Annotated in this window: 15 protein-coding genes; 11 read left to right on the forward strand and 4 right to left on the reverse strand. The window is 72.5% G+C overall.

The window, feature by feature from the left end:
* The first annotated feature begins 3 nt into the window (after positions 1-3).
* Positions 4-981: a TIGR04222 domain-containing membrane protein gene (locus SPRI_RS08700; protein WP_053556827.1), complete on the forward strand. Its 978-nt coding sequence runs from the start codon at positions 4-6 to the stop codon at positions 979-981.
* Positions 982-1,108: 127 nt separating this feature from the next.
* Positions 1,109-2,710 carry an alpha/beta hydrolase gene (locus SPRI_RS08705; RefSeq protein ID WP_053556828.1) on the forward strand — a complete coding sequence of 534 codons (1,602 nt, stop codon included), beginning with the start codon at positions 1,109-1,111 and terminating at the stop codon, positions 2,708-2,710.
* Between the two features lie 116 nt (positions 2,711-2,826).
* On the opposite strand, the gene hemQ is transcribed toward SPRI_RS08705, so the two are convergent.
* Together hemQ and hemG are read right to left on the reverse strand one after the other, a co-directional pair.
* On the reverse strand, positions 2,827-3,540 hold the full coding sequence (hemQ, locus tag SPRI_RS08710) for a hydrogen peroxide-dependent heme synthase (protein ID WP_037773492.1): 714 nt from the start codon (positions 3,538-3,540) through the stop codon (positions 2,827-2,829).
* A 4-nt stretch (positions 3,541-3,544) separates the two neighbouring features.
* A complete protein-coding gene (gene hemG, locus SPRI_RS08715) occupies positions 3,545-4,972 on the reverse strand; it encodes a protoporphyrinogen oxidase (RefSeq protein ID WP_053556829.1) in 1,428 nt (475 codons plus the stop codon).
* A gap of 128 nt (positions 4,973-5,100) precedes the next feature.
* Here hemG and SPRI_RS08720 point away from each other — a divergent pair, with 128 nt between their 5' ends.
* The 3 genes from SPRI_RS08720 (at position 5,101) to SPRI_RS08730 (ending at position 8,098) form a co-directional block, all read left to right on the forward strand.
* Complete coding sequence (locus tag SPRI_RS08720) at positions 5,101-6,093, forward strand: DUF4349 domain-containing protein (protein WP_053556830.1); 993 nt, start codon at positions 5,101-5,103, stop codon at positions 6,091-6,093.
* Positions 6,094-6,121: 28 nt separating this feature from the next.
* Positions 6,122-7,501 carry an FAD-dependent oxidoreductase gene (locus SPRI_RS08725; protein WP_037773494.1) on the forward strand — a complete coding sequence of 460 codons (1,380 nt, stop codon included), beginning with the start codon at positions 6,122-6,124 and terminating at the stop codon, positions 7,499-7,501.
* Positions 7,502-7,600: 99 nt separating this feature from the next.
* Positions 7,601-8,098, forward strand: a complete 498-nt coding sequence (locus tag SPRI_RS08730; protein ID WP_005310507.1) for a hypothetical protein — start codon at positions 7,601-7,603, stop codon at positions 8,096-8,098.
* A gap of 58 nt (positions 8,099-8,156) precedes the next feature.
* Here the strand turns inward: SPRI_RS08730 and hemE are convergent, their stop codons facing one another.
* Positions 8,157-9,218: a uroporphyrinogen decarboxylase gene (hemE, locus tag SPRI_RS08735; protein WP_005310509.1), complete on the reverse strand. Its 1,062-nt coding sequence runs from the start codon at positions 9,216-9,218 to the stop codon at positions 8,157-8,159.
* A gap of 92 nt (positions 9,219-9,310) precedes the next feature.
* Between hemE and SPRI_RS08740 the strand changes: the two genes are divergently transcribed.
* From SPRI_RS08740 to SPRI_RS08750, 3 genes are all read left to right on the forward strand, one after another.
* Entirely contained in the window at positions 9,311-10,006 is a 696-nt protein-coding gene (locus SPRI_RS08740; protein ID WP_005310511.1) for a DUF3000 domain-containing protein, read from the forward strand.
* Positions 10,007-10,296: 290 nt separating this feature from the next.
* Entirely contained in the window at positions 10,297-10,959 is a 663-nt protein-coding gene (locus SPRI_RS08745; protein WP_005310513.1) for a helix-turn-helix transcriptional regulator, read from the forward strand.
* A gap of 78 nt (positions 10,960-11,037) precedes the next feature.
* Positions 11,038-12,324 (forward strand): HRDC domain-containing protein, encoded by a 1,287-nt coding sequence (locus SPRI_RS08750; protein WP_005310514.1) that lies wholly within the window; start codon positions 11,038-11,040, stop codon positions 12,322-12,324.
* Here SPRI_RS08750 and SPRI_RS08755 read toward each other — a convergent pair.
* Positions 12,305-13,231, reverse strand: a complete 927-nt coding sequence (locus SPRI_RS08755; RefSeq protein WP_005310515.1) for a LysR family transcriptional regulator — start codon at positions 13,229-13,231, stop codon at positions 12,305-12,307. The two genes, SPRI_RS08750 and SPRI_RS08755, sit on opposite strands and share 20 nt — an antisense overlap.
* A gap of 98 nt (positions 13,232-13,329) precedes the next feature.
* Here SPRI_RS08755 and SPRI_RS08760 point away from each other — a divergent pair, with 98 nt between their 5' ends.
* From SPRI_RS08760 to SPRI_RS08770, 3 genes are all read left to right on the forward strand, one after another.
* Complete coding sequence (locus SPRI_RS08760) at positions 13,330-13,695, forward strand: YybH family protein (RefSeq protein WP_005310516.1); 366 nt, start codon at positions 13,330-13,332, stop codon at positions 13,693-13,695.
* Positions 13,696-13,893: 198 nt separating this feature from the next.
* Positions 13,894-15,120, forward strand: a complete 1,227-nt coding sequence (locus SPRI_RS08765; RefSeq protein ID WP_005310517.1) for a thiolase family protein — start codon at positions 13,894-13,896, stop codon at positions 15,118-15,120.
* Entirely contained in the window at positions 15,117-17,243 is a 2,127-nt protein-coding gene (locus SPRI_RS08770) for a 3-hydroxyacyl-CoA dehydrogenase NAD-binding domain-containing protein (protein WP_005310518.1), read from the forward strand. Before SPRI_RS08765 ends, SPRI_RS08770 begins: the two co-directional genes overlap by 4 nt.
* Positions 17,244-17,318 lie beyond the last annotated feature (75 nt).

A 17,318-nucleotide genomic window follows, 5' to 3' on the forward strand; every position in this document is an offset into this window, starting at 1 on the left:
GCCATGGAATTCCTCGCGATCGTCGTCCATCTCGCGGTCGGCCTGTCGTCCCTGTTCCTGATCGTCCGGGTGTCCGCCGCCCAGCCGGCCTCCCCGCCCGGCGCCGCGCACGTCCACGACGCGTACGAGGCGGCCTTCCTCGCGGGCGGACCCGGACGCGTCGTCGACGCCGCGATCACCGCCCTGCACGGCGACGGACGGATCGCCGTCGGCTGGCCCGGAGTTCTGTCCGCGCTGCGGCCGGTCGCGCGGGACCCGGTGGAGCGGGCGGTGTTCTCGGTGCTCCCCTTCGCCCCGAACGGCGCGCTGCACACCGTACGGCTCCACACGATGCGCAGCCCCGCGGTACAGGAGATCGGCGACCTGCTCGCGGCACGCGGACTGATGGTGCCGCCCGGCCACGGCACGGGGCTCGCCCGGTGGGGCGTGATCCAGAGCGCGGTCTGCTTCCTCGGCCTCCCGGTGTCGCTCTTCCTCACGGTCGTCGCATTCCTCGGTGACACGTCCGGCGGCCCGGGATCGCCGTTCGTCCTCCTGGTCTTCCCGGTGCTGATCGCGGGCGCCGTGATCGGCGCGTTCCAGGCGCGACGCGCCCGGCGGCGGGTCACGCCCGCGGGGCGGAGCGCGCTGCGTGCGTACCGCCTGGCGCACTCCGGGACGCGGGATCCGGCCGTCCTGGTGGCCCTGCAGGGCGTGCGGGGCGTGCCGGACTACGCCCTGCGCAGGCAGTTGGGCGCGGCCGTGCGGGTCGGTGCGACGAGCGGTGGCACGACGGGCGGCGTGCCGAGCGATCCGTCGTACGCGCCTCCCTTCGTGGGCGAGGCCGTGTGGTGCGCCGGTTCGTCTCCCGAGTCGGGGGGCGGTTCCGGCTGCGGCGCGTCCGGCGGGTCGGGCTGCGGCGGCTCGGGAGGCGGCTCCGGCTCCTCCTGCGGCGGCTCCTCCGGATCCAGTTGCGGCGGAGGCTCCGGCAGCAGTTCCTGACGGGACGGCATCGGGGTCATTGGCCCCGACACCGCCGGACGGTGCTTTACTTCGCGAACCGCCCCTGACCAAGATCCCTTTCGTCCCGTGGCCGCCGCCCGGCCGCCCCGCGCACGAAGGGAACGCGATGAGAACAGCCGCGAAGTACGGGGCCGTGGCGGGCCTCGGTTCCTTGCTCCTCACCTCGGTCGCCGTCGCCCCCGCCGGCGGTACGACCACCACCGACGCCGCCGCCCACGGCACCGCCGTGGCCGCCGGGCGCGCCGCGGCGGCCGGCATCGACTTCGGCCGCTGCCCCGCCGCCGAGAAGCTGCCCGACACGGTCCGCTGCGGCACCGTCGAGGTCCCGCTCGACTACGCAGACCCGTCGGGCCGCCGGATCGAACTCACCGTCAGCCGGGTGCGGGCGACCGGGAAGAAGTCGCAGCGGCAGGGCGCCTTCGTCTACAACCCGGGCGGTCCGGGCGCCTCCAGCATGTCCTTCCCGCTGGCGGCCGGGCTGCCCGAGTGGAAGCGGATCGCGGAGGCGTACGACATCGTCGGCTACGCGCCCCGCGGGGTCGGCCGGTCCGCCCCGCTGTCCTGCCAGGAGCCGGAGGACTTCCTCAAGGCCCCCACCCAGGCCCCGACGCACCCCTCGCTCGCGTACAAGAAGGAACGCATCGCGCAGGCGCAGGCCTACGCGAAGGGCTGCGCGGAGAAGACCGGCACGGCGCTGCGCCACTACACGTCGCTGAACAACGCCCGCGACCTGGACGTGCTGAGGGCGGCGCTCGGCGAGAAGAAGCTGACGTTCATGGGCGCCTCGTACGGCACCTACTTCGGCGCCCTGTACGCGACGATGTTCCCCTCCCATGTGCGCCGTATGGTCTTCGACTCCGCTGTCGACCCCGACCCCGAGCAGATCTGGTACCGCAACAACCTGGACCAGTCGGAGGCCTTCGAGAGCCGCTGGGCCGACTTCCGCGCCTGGGTGGCGAAGCACGACACGACGTACGGGCTGGGCGCGACCCCCGAGGACGTGTCCCGCAGCTACGAGAAGGTGCGCGCCCGCCTCGAGCGGGAGCCCGCGGGCGGCACGGTGGGTCCTGGCCAGCTGCACGCCGCGTTCCTGGGGGCCGGCTACTACGACGACTACTGGCCGCTGCGCGCCGGCGCGCTGTCGGAGTACCTGAAGGGCAACCCGGAGCCGCTGATCGAGCAGGCCGCGCCGGAGCCCGCGGCGGCGAAGGCCTCGGAGAACGGCAACGCCGTCTACACGGCGGTCGAGTGCAACGACGCCCCGTGGCCGGAGGACTGGCTCACCTGGGACCTGGACAACTCGCTGCTGGCCAAGCGCGCGCCGTTCGAGACCTGGGACAACGTGTGGATGAACCTGCCGTGCGCCTTCTGGCAGGAGCCGCGGCAGCAGCCGCTGGACGTCCGCGCGGAGCCGGGGCAGTTGCCGCCGACGTTGATCCTCGCGGCGGAGCGGGACGCGGCCACCCCGTACACGGGAGCGCTCGAACTGCAGCGGCGTCTTGCGGGTTCGGTGCTGGTCACGGAGGAGGACGCGGGGACGCACGGCATCGGCGGCGGCAGCAACACCTGCGTCAACAAGCACCTGGAGGACTATCTGCTGCGGGGTGAGACGCCGGTGCGGCGCGCATCGTGCGCGCCGCACCCGGAGCCCGACCCGGTGTCGCTGGACCGGCGGGCGGAGCAGCGGAAGCTGCCGCACGCCGTCTGATCTTCCGGGCCATGTGGACGGCTGGGTATCCGCTCTGCAGGAGCGGAAACCCGGCCGTCAGGTCGTTCGCCGTCTTCGCCGGCTCAGCCGGCTCCGTCGGGCTCGCCGGTGGAGGGTTACGCGAGACCCGCGACGAGGTCCGCCACGTCCTTGCGGCGGCCGGTGTAGAACGGGACCTCCTCACGGACGTGCATCCGCGCCTCCGACGCACGCAGGTGCCGCATCAGGTCGACGATGCGGTACAGCTCGTCCGCCTCGAAGGCGAGGATCCACTCGTAGTCGCCGAGCGAGAACGAGGCGACCGTGTTGGCGCGCACGTCCGGGTAGCCGCGGGCCATCTTGCCGTGGTCGGCGAGCATCCGGCGACGGTCCTCGTCGGGGAGCAGGTACCAGTCGTAGGAGCGCACGAAGGGGTAGACCGAGACGTAGTTGCGGGGGGTCTCGTCGGCCAGGAACGCCGGGATGTGCGACTTGTTGAACTCGGCGGGGCGGTGCAGCGCCATGTTCGACCACACCGGCTCGAGCGCGCGGCCGAGGCGGGTGCGGCGGAAGCGGTTGTACGCGTCCTGCAGCTCGTCCGCGGTCTCGGCGTGCCACCAGATCATCACGTCGGCGTCGGCACGCAGCCCGGACACGTCGTACGTGCCGCGCACGGTGACGTCCTTGGCGGCGAGCTGGTCGAACAGCTCCTGGACCTCCTCGGCGTAACCGGAGCGGTCCTCGGGCAGCACATCGCGCAACTTGAAGACGGACCACAGCGTGTACCGGATGACCTCGTTGAGGTCCTTGGCCTTCTTGCCTGCGTTCGGGAGCTTTTCTGGCGCACTCATACGGCTATTGTCCCGCCTCACGATCGGTGCCCCGCGCCAGGGTCGGCGTGGCGAGAATCTCGTCCGCGGCGCGCTGTCCGCTCGCGACGCAGGCCGGGATCCCGACGCCTTCGTACACCGCGCCGCACAGCCGCAGCCCCGGCAGCCCGGCGACCTCCTCGCGGATGCGGGCGACCCGGTCGAGGTGCCCCACGGGGTACTGGGGCAGGCCGCCGGTCCACCGGGTGACCTCGGCGGCGACCGGGCGGGCGGTGAGCCCCACGGCGGCGCGGAGGTCGGTCAGGGAGACGTCGACGAGCTCGGCGTCCTCGCGTTCGAGGGCCTGCTCCTCGCCGTAGCGGCCGACGGAGGTGCGCAGCACGAACAGGTCCCCCGCGCTCCGGGCGACCCAGCCCCACTTGTTGGAGGAGAAGGTGGAGGCCTTGATGGTGTGCCCGTCCACCGGCGGGACGAGGAATCCGCTGCCTGCCGGCATCCCCGCCACGTCGGCGCGCCGGAACGCCATGGTGACCAGCGCCATCGAGGCGTATTCGACACGGCCGAGCTCGGCCGCGGCGGCCGGCGACACGGAGGCCAGCAGCGCGGACGCGGACCAGGCGGGCGTGGCGAGCACCACGGCGTCGGCGTCGAGCGTCCCGCCGTCGGTGCGGACCTGCCAGCGGTCCGCGGCGCGGGTCAGGCCGAGGACGGGCGTCTCGGTGCGGATGTCGCCGCCCTTGGCGCGTACGGCGTCGGCCACGGCGCCCGGCAGGGTGCCGATGCCGCCGTCGAGCCCCATGAAGACCGGGCCTCCGGTCTGCTGCCCGGCCGCCCTCGCCTGGATGTCCCGCACGCCCTCGAGCAGTGAGTCATGGGTCCTCGCGGCCTCGAAGAGCTGGGGGACGGCCGCGCGCATCGAGATGCGGTAGGCGTCACCCGCGTAGACGCCGCCGAGCAGCGGCTCGACCAGCCGGTCGACGACCTCCCGGCCGAGGCGCTCGGCGACGTACGCGCCGACGGCGACGTCGTCGCCCACCGCGGCCGGCGCGAGGTCCTTCTCGTGCTCGATTCGGGCGAGGCCCTCCGCGGAGAGCAGCCCGGCGAGCGCCGACGCGTCACCCGGGACGCCCATCACATGCCCCTTCGGCATGGGCCGCAGGGCGTCACGGGTCCAGACCGCCGAGGTCGCCGTGGCCGGCGGCTCCAGCCGGTCGCCGAGACCGACCGCGCGGGCGAGGTCGGTGCCCTCGGCGCGGCGGGCGAGCATCGACTCGGCGCCGAGGTCGACCCGCACGCCCTCGATCTCGCCCGACAGCAGCTTGCCGCCGACGCGGTCGGTCGCCTCGAGGAGGGTGACGCGCACGCCGGAGGCGAGCAGCCGGTGCGCGGCGGCGAGACCGGCGATACCGCCCCCGATGACGACGACATGGCGCGCTCGTGTGTCCACGTTCATGGTCCAACTCTCTCAAACGCCGTTCCGAGTCCTGACCGTGACCGCTTCGGGACCCGGAACCGGCAACCCGCGCCGGGGCCGGGGCGTCGAACCTGCGACAAGTTCACAACCATCCCCGGGGGGCCGGTATGCGTGCACGGCGTGCGTTCGCGGTACTACTTCTCACTGCCTCACTCGGCCTCGCCGGGTGCGCGGGCGGTTCCGACTCCGGCGACGGCGCGCAGAGCGCGGCGAAACCGGCCGCGCGTGACGCGGAGGGCGCGGCCGGGTCGCGACAGGCGGCCGACGAGGCGGCGGGGGCGCCGGCCGAGGACGGCGCGGACCGTGACGGCGCCGCGAAGCCGTCTGCGCCGCCGAGCACCCACGTCATCCGCACGGCCACGCTCGAGGTGGAGGTCGAGGACGCCACCAAGGCGCTCGCCGCGGCCCGCAGGGCGGCGGGGAACGCGGGCGGACACGTGGAGAACGAGAGCACCGAGCGGATCGACGACACGCACGTCACGTCGAACGTCGTGCTGCGCGTGCCGCAGGAGCGTTACGAGTCGGTGCTGGCCGAACTGGCCGGAGCCGGGAAGCTGTTGTCCCGCACGGCCGACGCGAAGGACGTCACCGGCCAGGTCGTGGACGTGGAGAGCCGGATCGCGACCCAGCGGGCGAGCGTCGCGCGGGTGCGGGAACTGATGGACCGGGCGACGAGGCTGTCGGACGTCGTCACGCTCGAGGCCGAGCTGAGCACCCGTCAGGCCGACCTGGAGTCACTGCTCGCACAGCAGGCGACGCTGAAGGACCGCACCTCGCTCGCGACGATCACGCTGACGCTGTCGGAGACCACGCCCGAGGAGACCGCGAAGGAGGACGACGGCCCCGGCTTCCTCGACGCGCTCGGCGGCGGCTGGGACGCGCTGGTCGCGACGCTGCACTGGATCGCGGTGGCGGTCGGCGCCGTGGCTCCCTTCGCGGCGCTGGGCGCGGTGCTGTACGCGGTGTGGCGGTGGCTGGTCCGCCCGCGCCTGCCCGAGCGGCCGGCGCGCACCCCGGCTCCCCCGGCCGCACCGACCGCCGCCGCACCGGCAGCCGCCCGGACCACCCCTCCGGCCGCTCCTGGGGGCACGCGGGACTGAAAGCGCCCTTCCCCGTAGCGTGTTCCCCATGGGAGCGACTGAGCGGCTGGTGGTCATCGGGGGCGATGCGGCGGGCATGTCCGCCGCATCGCAGGCACGCAGGATGAAGGGCCCGGACGAGCTGGAGATCGTCGCGTTCGAGCGCGGTCACTTCAGCTCGTACTCGGCGTGCGGCATCCCGTACTGGGTGAGCGGCGACGTGACGGACCGCGCCGAACTCGTCGCCCGTACCCCGAAGGAGCACCGGGAGCGCGCCATCGACCTGCGGATGCGCACCGAGGTCACGGAGATCGACGTCGCCGGAGGGCGGGTGCGCTCGCGCGACCTGGAGAGCGGCGCGGAGTCCTGGACCGGTTACGACAAGCTGGTCGTCGCCACCGGTGCCCGTCCGGTGCGCCCCGACCTGCCCGGCATCGGCGCGCCCGGCGTCCACGGCGTGCAGACCCTCGACGACGGCCAGGCGCTGCTGGACAGCCTTTCCCGCACCGAGGGCCGGCGGGCGGTCGTCGTCGGCGCCGGGTACATCGGCGTCGAGATGGCGGAGGCGCTCCTCAAGCACGGCTTCGAGGTCACCCTCGTCGACCGCGGCGAGCAGCCGATGGCGACGCTCGACCCCGACATGGGCCGGCTGGTCCACGAGGCGATGTCCGGCATGGGCATCACCACGGTCTCCCGAACGGCCGTCACCAAGATCCTCACCGGCGACGACGGCCGGGTCCGGGCCGTCGCCACCGACAGTGCCGAGCACCCGGCGGACATCGTGGTCCTCGGTATCGGCGTCGAGCCGGAGACCACCCTCGCCCGGGCCGCCGGCCTCCCGCTGGGCCACCACGGCGGGCTCCTCACGGACCTGTCGATGCGGGTACGCGGCCACGAGAACATCTGGGCCGGCGGCGACTGCGTCGAGGTCCTCGACCTCGTGTCCGGCCGCGAACGCCACGTCCCGCTCGGTACGCACGCCAACAAGCACGGCCAGGTCATCGGAGCGAACGTGGGCGGCGGCTACGGCACGTTCCCAGGCGTCGTCGGCACCGCGGTGAGCAAGGTCTGCGACCTGGAGATCGCCCGCACGGGCCTGCGCGAGAAGGACGCGCGGGCGGTGGGCCTCCAGTACGTGACGGCGACGATCGAGTCGACGAGCCGCGCGGGCTACTTCCCCGGCGCTGCCGCCATGACGGTCAAGATGCTGGCGGAACGCCGCACGGGCCGATTGCTGGGCGTCCAGATCGTCGGCCGTGAGGGCGCGGGCAAGCGCGTGGACGTCGCGGCGGTGGCACTGACGGCCGGCATGACCGTCGAACAGATGACGGCGCTGGACCTGGGCTACGCCCCGCCGTTCTCCCCTGTCTGGGACCCGGTCCTGGTCGCGGCCCGCAAGGCGTCGGCGGCGGTGCGGGCGGGAGCGTAGACGGTGGTGGGCGGGGGCGCCCTCGCGGGGCGTCCGAACAGCCCCATTTACCCAGAGTGATGAATTGCGCCAAATGCATCACCGTGTGTAGCTGGGGGCATGATCCGACACACAGCGCGAGCGCTCTGCGCCGCCTCACTCGTCATCGCGCCTCTCGCGATAAGCACCCCCGCCCACGCCGTGACCACGTGCACCGTCAACGGCAGGACCGTCACGGGCACGACCGTGAACGGCACCGCCGGCAGCGACTCCATCCGCTGCGGCGCGGTCGACGCCGGTGACACGGTCAACGGCCTCGGCGGCAGCGACATCATCACCATCACGGGCCCGGTCGCGGGCACCGTGAACGGCGGAGCCGGCAGCGACCGTGTCACCGTCTCCTCGACCGCCTCCGTCAGCGGCGTCGTCGCCGGCAACGAGGGCGACGACTACGTCACCGTGGGCGGCGTGACGACCACCGGCGACGTCCTCGGCGGCACCGGGAACGACTTCCTCCGGACCGGGGCCAACGCCGGCCTCGTCGACGGGGACGGCGGATTCGACTACTGCGTCGTGGCCTCCGGCAACGACCCCGAGAACTGCGAATTCCCCTTCTGAGCCGAAGGCTCGCCGCGGTGCCGGCCGGCACCGCGGCGAGCCGCGTGTCCGGGCTGTCTCAGCGCGCGGTCTGCTCGTGCACGTACGCCACCAGCCGCGTCAGCGCGTCCGGGTCCGTCGTCGGCAGCACGCCGTGGCCGAGGTTGAAGACATGACCCTCCAGCCCCGCCGCCGCGTCCAGCACCTCACGGGTCTTCGACTCGACCGCCTCCCGCGAGGAGAAGAGCACCGCCGGGTCCAGGTTGCCCTGGAGCGCCTTGCCGGGGCCGACCCGGCGCGCGGCCTCGTCCAGCGGGACGCGCCAGTCGACGCCGACGACGTCCGCGCCCGCCTCGCCCATGAGACCGAGCAGCTCGCCCGTGCCCACGCCGAAGTGGATGCGCGGGACGCCGTAGGAGGCGACGGCCTCGAAGACCTTCTCCGACGCCGGCATCACCGAGCGCCGGTAGTCGGCGGGAGCCAGCGCGCCCACCCACGAGTCGAAGAGCTGCACGGCGGAGGCGCCGGCCTCGATCTGGACCTTCAGGAAGGCGGAGGTGATCTCCGCGAGGCGGTCCAGCAGGTCGGCCCACAGCTGCGGGTCGCCGTACATCAGGGCCTTGGTGTTCTCGTGGTTGCGCGAGGGGCCGCCCTCGACGAGGTAGCTGGCGAGGGTGAAGGGCGCGCCGGCGAAGCCGATGAGCGGGGTCGGGCCGAGCTCGTCGGTGAGCATCCCCATGGCCTCGGTGACGTACCGGACGTCGTCCGGCGTCAGGTCGCGCAGCCGGGCGAGATCGGCGCGCGTACGGATCGGCTCGGCGACCACAGGTCCGACGCCCGGCTTGATGTCGAGGTCGATGCCGATCGCCTTGAGCGGCACCACGATGTCGCTGAAGAAGATCGCCGCGTCGACCTTGTGCCGCCGGACCGGCTGCAGGGTGATCTCCGTGACGAGCTCGGGCCGCATGCAGGACTCGAGCATCGGGATGCCCTCGCGGACCTTCAGGTACTCCGGCAGTGAGCGGCCCGCCTGACGCATGAACCACACGGGCGTGTGCGGCACCGGTTCGCGGCGGCACGCCTTCAGGAACGCGGAGTCATAGGTCTTCAGGTGGCCCGGGGGGCGGTTGTTGGCGCTCACGCACTGAATCTTCGCATGTGCGCGGGAAGTGCCCGCCCCGGCCCGGGTGTCCCTCCCTGCGCGAAGCCCCCGTTCCGCCTACTCTTCCCCGCATGGCTGCGGCTCAGGGACATTTTTCCGATCATTCCAAAAGCGCTGACGAGAAGGGGAACCCCGAACCGAGCAGTGACCCGGATACCGGCGCGGGTGCTGTTCCGCCCGTGTTCCGTCATGCGGTGGAGGCGCTTCGGTCGGCACGGTTGCGGCCGGAGATCGAGGTCGAACCGACCCGGCCTCCGCAGCGGCTCGCCCCGCACTCGTACGCGCTGGAGGCGGCGGTCGTCGACGGCGAGGACGATCTCGCGGACGGCCGTCTGGTGCTGCTGCACGAGCCGGCCGGCCACGACGCCTGGAACGGCACGTTCCGGATGGTGACGCTGGTGCGTGCCGAGCTGGAGCCGGAGATGGCCGCCGACCCGCTGCTGCCGGAGGTGTGCTGGTCCTGGCTGACGGGGGCACTGGAGGCGCGCGGGCTGTCGTACGGGGTACCGAGCGGCACCGTCACCCGTGCGGGTTCTCACTATTTCGGAGGACTCTCCGACCGGCGTCCCGCGACCCAGATCGAGATCCGTGCGTCATGGACGCCCCGTGAGGGTCCGGGCGGGGCCCCGGACACCGCCGCACATCTCGCCGCCTGGTGCGATCTGCTCTGCCAGATCGCCGGACTGCCGCCGTCGCCGGTCGGCCCGGCGGACAACGCGACGGGCGTGGTCACCCTTCCGCAGCGCCGCGGCCCCCAGCAGACCTGACCCGGCGGGGGCCGGCGGGGGCGGACACCGGGCCGGCGCCGGGGAAACTGGGCGCGGCCGTGCGCAGGAAACAGCGGGCTTCGCGTCGCCCGTGAATCACGCGCCTGAACGGTTCGCTCGTAGGATGATCGATCGCCTGTCCGAATTGCCCCGATTATTACTCACCAAATCGTGATCATTCTCTAAAGGCGGACGGGTTCGGTGCCGAAGAGGTCAATGACCCAACTGCACGGTTCGCCCCGGCTTCACCCCCCGAGCCGGCTCCGTCCCGCACCTTTCCAGGAGGCCTGGTGTCCGTTCTTCTCGAGCAGCCCGCAAGCCTGGTCGCCTACCGCCCGAACAAGCCGACGGCCATGGTCGTCGTGGCCGACCCGCGCGTCCGTTCCACCGTCACCCGCCACCTGTGGGCACTCGGGGTCCGTGACGTCATCGAGGCGTCGTCCATCGCGGAGGCACGTCCCCGCGTCGGCAACCCGCGCGACATCTGCGTTGCCGACGTCCATCTGCCCGACGGTTCCGGGCTGACCCTCCTGTCCGAAACCCGTGCGGCGGGCTGGCCCAACGGCCTGGCCCTGTCCGCCGCCGACGACATCGGCGCCGTGCGCAACGCCCTGGCCGGCGGTGTCAAGGGTTATGTCGTCACCGGTACCCGAACCAACATCGGCCACCCGACCCGTCCCGGCGCCGCCCCCATCGGCGCCGCGGCGAACCGTATGCACCGCCGCCCCCCGGGTGCCCCGAGCCACCCGGGCGGCTACCGCGAACTGTCCGGCCGCGAGGTCGAGGTCCTGCGCCTCGTCGCGGAAGGCCAGTCCAACAAGGCCATCGGCGTCTCCATGGGCCTGTCCGCGCTGACCGTCAAGAGCCACCTCGCCCGCATCGCCCGCAAGCTGGGCACGGGTGACCGTGCCGGAATGGTGGCCGTGGCACTGCGCACCGGAATCATCCACTGACCGCTTCGTATTCTTTTCGCGCCCGTCGACGGAACGTTCCGTCGACGGGCGCGTTCCGTTCACAGATACCCTTGACACGTGACCGACGCCCAAGAGACCGCAGCAGAGACGACACTGCATACCACCGGGGGCGCTCCCTCGGACGACGAGGTCCCTGCCGCAGGGCTGCCGATCCCGTTGCTGGAGCCCCGTGAGGGCATTCCCCCGGTGGTCGCCGACGAGGACGCCCTGGCCGAGGTGATCGCCGCGTTCGCGGCCGGCACCGGCCCCGTGGCCGTCGACGCGGAGCGCGCGTCCGGCTACCGCTACGGACAGCGCGCGTACCTCGTGCAGCTGCGCCGCGAGGGCGCCGGCACCGCGCTCGTCGATCCCGTCGGCTGTCCCGACCTTTCCGCGCTCGGCGACGCGCTCGCCGACACCGAGTGGATCCTGCACGCCGCCACGCAGGACCTTCCCTGCCTGCGTGAAATAGGCATGGTCCCGGCGCGGATCTTCGACACGGAGCTGGCCGGGCGGCTCGGCGGCTTCCCCCGGGTCGGCCTCGGCGCGATGGTCGAGAGCGTGCTCGGCTACGCCCTGGAGAAGGGCCACTCCGCCGTCGACTGGTCCACCCGCCCGCTGCCCGAGCCGTGGCTGCGCTACGCGGCGCTCGACGTGGAGCTGCTGGTCGACCTGCGCGACGCGCTGGAGAAGGAACTGGACCGGCAGGGCAAGCTCGACTGGGCCCACCAGGAGTTCGACGCGATCGCCTCCGCCCCGCCCCCGCCGCCGCGCCGTGACCCCTGGCGGCGTACGTCGGGGATGCACAAGGTGCGCCGCCGCCGCCAGATGGCGGTCGTACGGGAGATGTGGACCGTGCGCGACCGGGTCGCCCAGCGCCGGGACGTGTCCCCCGGCAAGGTGCTCGGCGACGCCGCGATCGTTGAGGCCGCGCTCGCCCTGCCGGCGAACGTGCACGCCCTCACCGCGCTGCCCGGCTTCGGGCACCGGATGGGCCGGCGTCAGCTCGAGCAGTGGCAGGCCGCGGTCGACCGGGCCAAGGCCCTGCCCGACTCCGAACTCCCGCAGCCCGGCCAGCCGCTGAACGGTCCGCCGCCGCCCCGGTCGTGGGCCGACAAGGACCCGGCCGCCGCGGCCCGCCTGTCCGCCGCGCGCGCGGCGGTCTCCGCGCTGGCGGAGCAGCTGAACATGCCGCAGGAGAACCTGATCACGCCGGACACCGTGCGGCGGGTGTGCTGGGAGCCGCCCGCGACGGTCACGCTCACGTCGGTGGCCGACGTGCTGGAGTCCCTCGGCGCGCGTCCGTGGCAGCGGGAGCTCGTCGCGCCCCTGCTGGCCGCGGCGCTCACGGCCCGCCCGGCGTAGCAGGCGCGTCCACGGCGACGGGGCCCGCGGCCCCGGTGAAGGCCCCGCGGCAGTGGACGCTCAGCGCCCGTACCGCGGGGTCGCCCGTCCGCCGCCGGACCAGGGCGAGCAGCGCGGGTGCGCGGACGTCGTCGATGAGGCGGACGGTCAGCCCGTCCTGACACGCGGCGGCCATGGACTCGCTCAGCACCGCGACACCGAGGCCGCGCCGGGCGAGCGCCGCGACGGCCTCCGCGGCGCCCGCCTGGAGCGCGATCCGCGGTTCGACGCCCTGCTCGGCGCAGACGCCGTCGAGCACCGTGCGCAGTCCGGTGCCCGGGGGCATGCAGACGAGCGGGTGGGCCGCGGCCTCCCGCAGAGTGACACGGCGGCACCGCGCGAGGGCGTGGTCGTGGGGAACGGCGACGACGAGCCGTTCACTGATCACCGTCCATGTGTCGAGACCCTCGAGCTCCAAGGCCGCGGTCCCGACGAGCGCCAGGTCGACGCCGCCCGTGCGTACGGCCTCGATCAGCCGGTCGGAGTTGTCCTCCAGCAGACGCAGTTCCACGCCCGGGTGCGCCCGGTGGAAGGCGGCGAGTCCGTCGAAGAACGGCGTGACGGTGCACCCCGCGACCATGCCGACCGTCAGCCGGCCCCGGATCAGGCCGGTCAGCTCCCCCACCGACCGGCCGACGGCCCCGGCCGCGGCGAGGGCCGCCCGTGCGTGCCCGAGTGCCGCCTCCCCGGCCGGGGTGAGCGTCACGCTGCGGGCCGTCCGGTCGAACAGCTCCGCGCCGACCTCGCTCTCCAGGCGGCGGATCTGGGCGCTGACGCCGGACTGGCTGATGTGCAGGCGTGCGGCGGCACGGGTGAAGTTCCGCTCCTCGGCGACCGCCACGAAGTACGCGAGCTGCCTCAGTTCCATAACCAGAAATGCTAGCTCCGATCAGAACCATCTGTTGGACTTCTGATCACCCGGGGCCGATCGTTGAAGGACCGAAGCCGGAGCAGCTGGAGGTAGCGATGACGGAGTACGAGAAGGCCCTGCGCCCCGAGGACATCACCCGCCTCTTCGTCGAGCGGTCCAACGCGGGCGACGCGGCCGGGGTGGCCGCCCTGTACGAAGAGGACGCGGTCCTGGCCTACCCGCCGGGCCGGCGGACGGTGGGCCGTGAGGCGATCAGGGCGCTGTGGGAGAAGGTGCTGGCGAACGCCCCCACCTTCCGCCCGGAGACGCCGCTGCCGACGCTGATCAGCGGAGACCTCGCGCTGACGTCCACGCCCCCGTCGGACGGGGCCGGGGCCCGGGCACAGGTCGCCCGCCGCCAGCCGGACGGGAGCTGGCTGCGGGTGCTGGACCAGCCGGAGTTCGTGACGCCGACGGACTGAGCGGCCGCCGGACGGAGCGTTTCGCGCCTGGCCGGGACGGGGAAGGGCTCCGCGCAGCCGCCTGCGACGTGTGACCTTCACCGCTCCCGGCCCAGGGGGTGGGCAGCCTGGTTACCCACAAGTAGCATGGGGCGAGCAAGCGCACGCTCAGCCGTGCGCCCGCAGCAGTGCAACCCCGCACCCTGGAGGAGAGCCATCGTGCCTCGTACCGTCAGGGACGTCGTCTTCGTCGACGGCGTCCGCACCCCGTTCGGCAAGGCGGGCCCGAAGGGCATCTACCACGAGACCCGCGCCGACGATCTTGTCGTGAAGGCCATCCGGGAGCTGCTGCGCCGCAACCCGGCCCTCGACCCCGCGAAGATCGACGAGGTCGCCATCGCCGCGACCACGCAGATCGGTGACCAGGGTCTGACCCTCGGCCGTACCGCCGGCATCCTCGCCGGTCTGCCGCAGTCCGTGCCCGGCTACTCCATCGACCGGATGTGCGCCGGTGCGCTCACCGCCGTGACGAGCGTCGCCGGTTCCATCGCGTTCGGCGCGTACGACGCCGTCATCGCCGGTGGTGTCGAGCACATGGGCCGTCACCCCATGGGCGAGGGCGTCGACCCGAACCCGCGCTTCGTCAGCGAGAAGCTCGTCGACGAGTCCGCCCTCTTCATGGGCATGACCGCGGAGAACCTGCACGACCGGTACCCGCAGATCACCAAGCAGCGCGCCGACGAGTACGCCGTGCGTTCGCAGGAGAAGGCCGCCAAGGCGTACGCCAACGGCAAGATCCAGCAGGACCTGGTGCCGGTCTCCGTCCGCCGCACCAACCCGGAGGCCGGCGAGACCGGCTGGGGCCTGGTCACCGCCGACGAGCCGATGCGCCCGGGCACCACGCTCGAGTCCCTCGCGGGCCTGAAGACGCCGTTCCGCGTCCACGGCCGCGTCACCGCCGGCAACGCCGCGGGCCTGAACGACGGCGCAACCGCCTCGATCATCGCGTCCGAGGAGTTCGCCCGCGAGAACGACCTCCCGGTCAGGATGCGCCTCGTCTCGTACGCCTTCGCCGGTGTCGAGCCGGAGGTCATGGGCTACGGCCCGATCCCCGCGACCGAGAAGGCCCTCGCCAAGGCCGGCCTGTCGATCGAGGACATCAACCTCTTCGAGATCAACGAGGCCTTCGCCGTCCAGGTGCTGGCGTTCCTCGAGCACTACGGCATCGCCGACGACGACGCCCGCGTCAACCAGTACGGCGGCGCGATCGCGTACGGCCACCCGCTGGCCTCGTCCGGTGTGCGTCTGATGACCCAGCTGGCCCGTCAGTTCGAGGAGCAGCCGGAGGTCCGCTACGGCCTCACGACGATGTGCGTCGGCTTCGGCATGGGCGCCACGGTCATCTGGGAGAACCCGCACCACAAGGACGCCGGAGGCGACAAGTGACCACCACCGCTGAACTCCTGAAGGGCGCGGCAGAGCTGTTCCCCGACGAGGTCGTCACGCAGGCGCACGTCCGCCACCTCGACCTCCCCGGCGCCGGGCGCTTCGCGCTCATCACGCTGGACAACGGCCTGGACCACACCAAGCCGACCACCTTCGGCCCGCAGTCCCTCGCGAACCTGGACACCGCGATCGACCAGGTCGAGGCGGAGGCGGCGAACGGCGACATCGTCGGCGTCGGCATCACCGGCAAGCCGTTCATCTTCGCCGTCGGCGCCGACCTCAAGGGCGTGGAGCTGCTGGGGCAGCACTCCGACGCGCTGGCCATCGGCAAGGGCGGCCACGACGTCTTCAAGCGTCTCTCCGCCCTCGCGGTCCCGACCTTCGCCTACTACAACGGCGCGGCCATGGGCGGCGGCGTCGAGGTCGGTCTGCACTGCTCGTACCGCACCGTCTCGAAGGCGATCCCGGCCTTCTCGCTGCCCGAGGTCTTCCTCGGTCTCGTCCCCGGCTGGGGCGGCTGCACGATCCTGCCGAACCTGATCGGCGCGGAGCGCGCGGTCTCGGTCATCATCGAGAACTCGCTCAGCCAGAACAAGCAGCTCAAGGGCACCCAGGTCTACGAGCTCGGCATCGCCGACGCGATCTTCGAGGGCGCCGACTTCCTGGAGCAGTCCCTGCTCTGGACGGCGTCCGTCCTCAAGGGCGAGATCGCCGTCGAGCGCCTTGAGGTCGACCGCGGCGAGGCCTGGGACCAGGCCGTCGCCAAGGGCCGGTTCGTCGCCGACTCCAAGGTGCACGGCGCTGCCCCGGCCGCGTACCGCGCCCTGGACATCATCGAGGTGTCCAAGGACGGCGACCTGCAGAAGGGCTTCGACGCCGAGGACCAGGCCCTGGCCGACCTCATCATGGGCGGCGAACTGCGCTCCGGCATCTACGCCTTCAACCTGGTGCAGAAGCGCGGCAAGCGCCCGGCCGGCGCGCCGGACAAGAGCCTGGCCCGCCCGGTCACCAAGGTCGGCGTCGTCGGCGCCGGCCTGATGGCCTCGCAGCTCGCTCTGCTCTTCCTGCGCCGCCTCGAGGTGCCGGTCGTGCTGACCGACATCGACCAGGAGCGCATCGACAAGGGCGTGGGCTACGTCCACGCCGAGATCGAGAAGCTGCTCGGCAAGGGCCGCATCAACCAGGACAAGGCCAACCGCCTCAAGGCCCTGGTGACCGGTGTGCTCGACAAGGCCGAGGGCTTCGCGGACGCGGACTTCGTCATCGAGGCCGTGTTCGAGGAGATGTCGGTCAAGCAGAAGGTGTTCGCGGAGGTCGAGGCGGTCGCCCCGGCGCACGCGATCCTCGCCACCAACACCTCGTCGCTGTCGGTCTCCGAGATGGCGTCGCAGCTGAAGCACCCCGAGCGGGTCGTCGGCTTCCACTTCTTCAACCCGGTCGCGGTCCTGCCGCTGCTGGAGATCGTCCGCGGCGAGAAGACGGACGACGCTTCGCTGGCCACCGCGTTCGGTGTCGCGAAGAAGCTGAAGAAGACCGCGGTGCTCACCAAGGACGCCCCGGCGTTCGTCGTGAACCGCATCCTGACCCGCTTCATGGGCGAGATCCAGAACGTCATCGACGAGGGCACCCCGGTGGCCACCGCCGAGAAGGCCATCGAGCCGCTCGGCCTGCCGATGTCGCCGCTGGTCCTGCTGGAGCTCGTCGGTCCGGCCATCGGCCTGCACGTCTCCGAGACCCTGAACCGCGCCTTCCCGGAGCGCTTCAAGGTCTCCGAGAACCTGGCCGCGGTCGTCAAGGCCGGCAAGCGCGGCTTCTACGTCTACGACTCCGGCAAGCCGGAGCTGGACCCGGAGGTCGCCGCGCTGCTGAAGCAGGGCGACACCGTCCTGACGGAGGAGCAGGTCCGCGACCGCGTCCTGGACGCCGTCGCGCAGGAGATCGGCCTGATGCTCGAGGAGGGTGTCGTGGCCGAGGCCCAGGACATCGACCTCTGCCTGATCACGGGCGCCGGCTGGCCCTTCCACCTGGGCGGCATCACGCCGTACCTGGACCGCGAGGGCGTCTCCCAGCGGGTGAACGGCAAGCCGTTCCTGGCACCGGGCGTGGCGAGCGTCCCGGCGTAACGCGCACACGGACCTCCGCCCCGGCACCGCGTCAGCGGCGCCGGGGCGGAGGCGTTCCCGGGTCCGTGGCCCGGG

The sequence above is a fragment of the Streptomyces pristinaespiralis genome, assembly GCF_001278075.1.
GTDB lineage: Bacteria > Actinomycetota > Actinomycetes > Streptomycetales > Streptomycetaceae > Streptomyces > Streptomyces pristinaespiralis.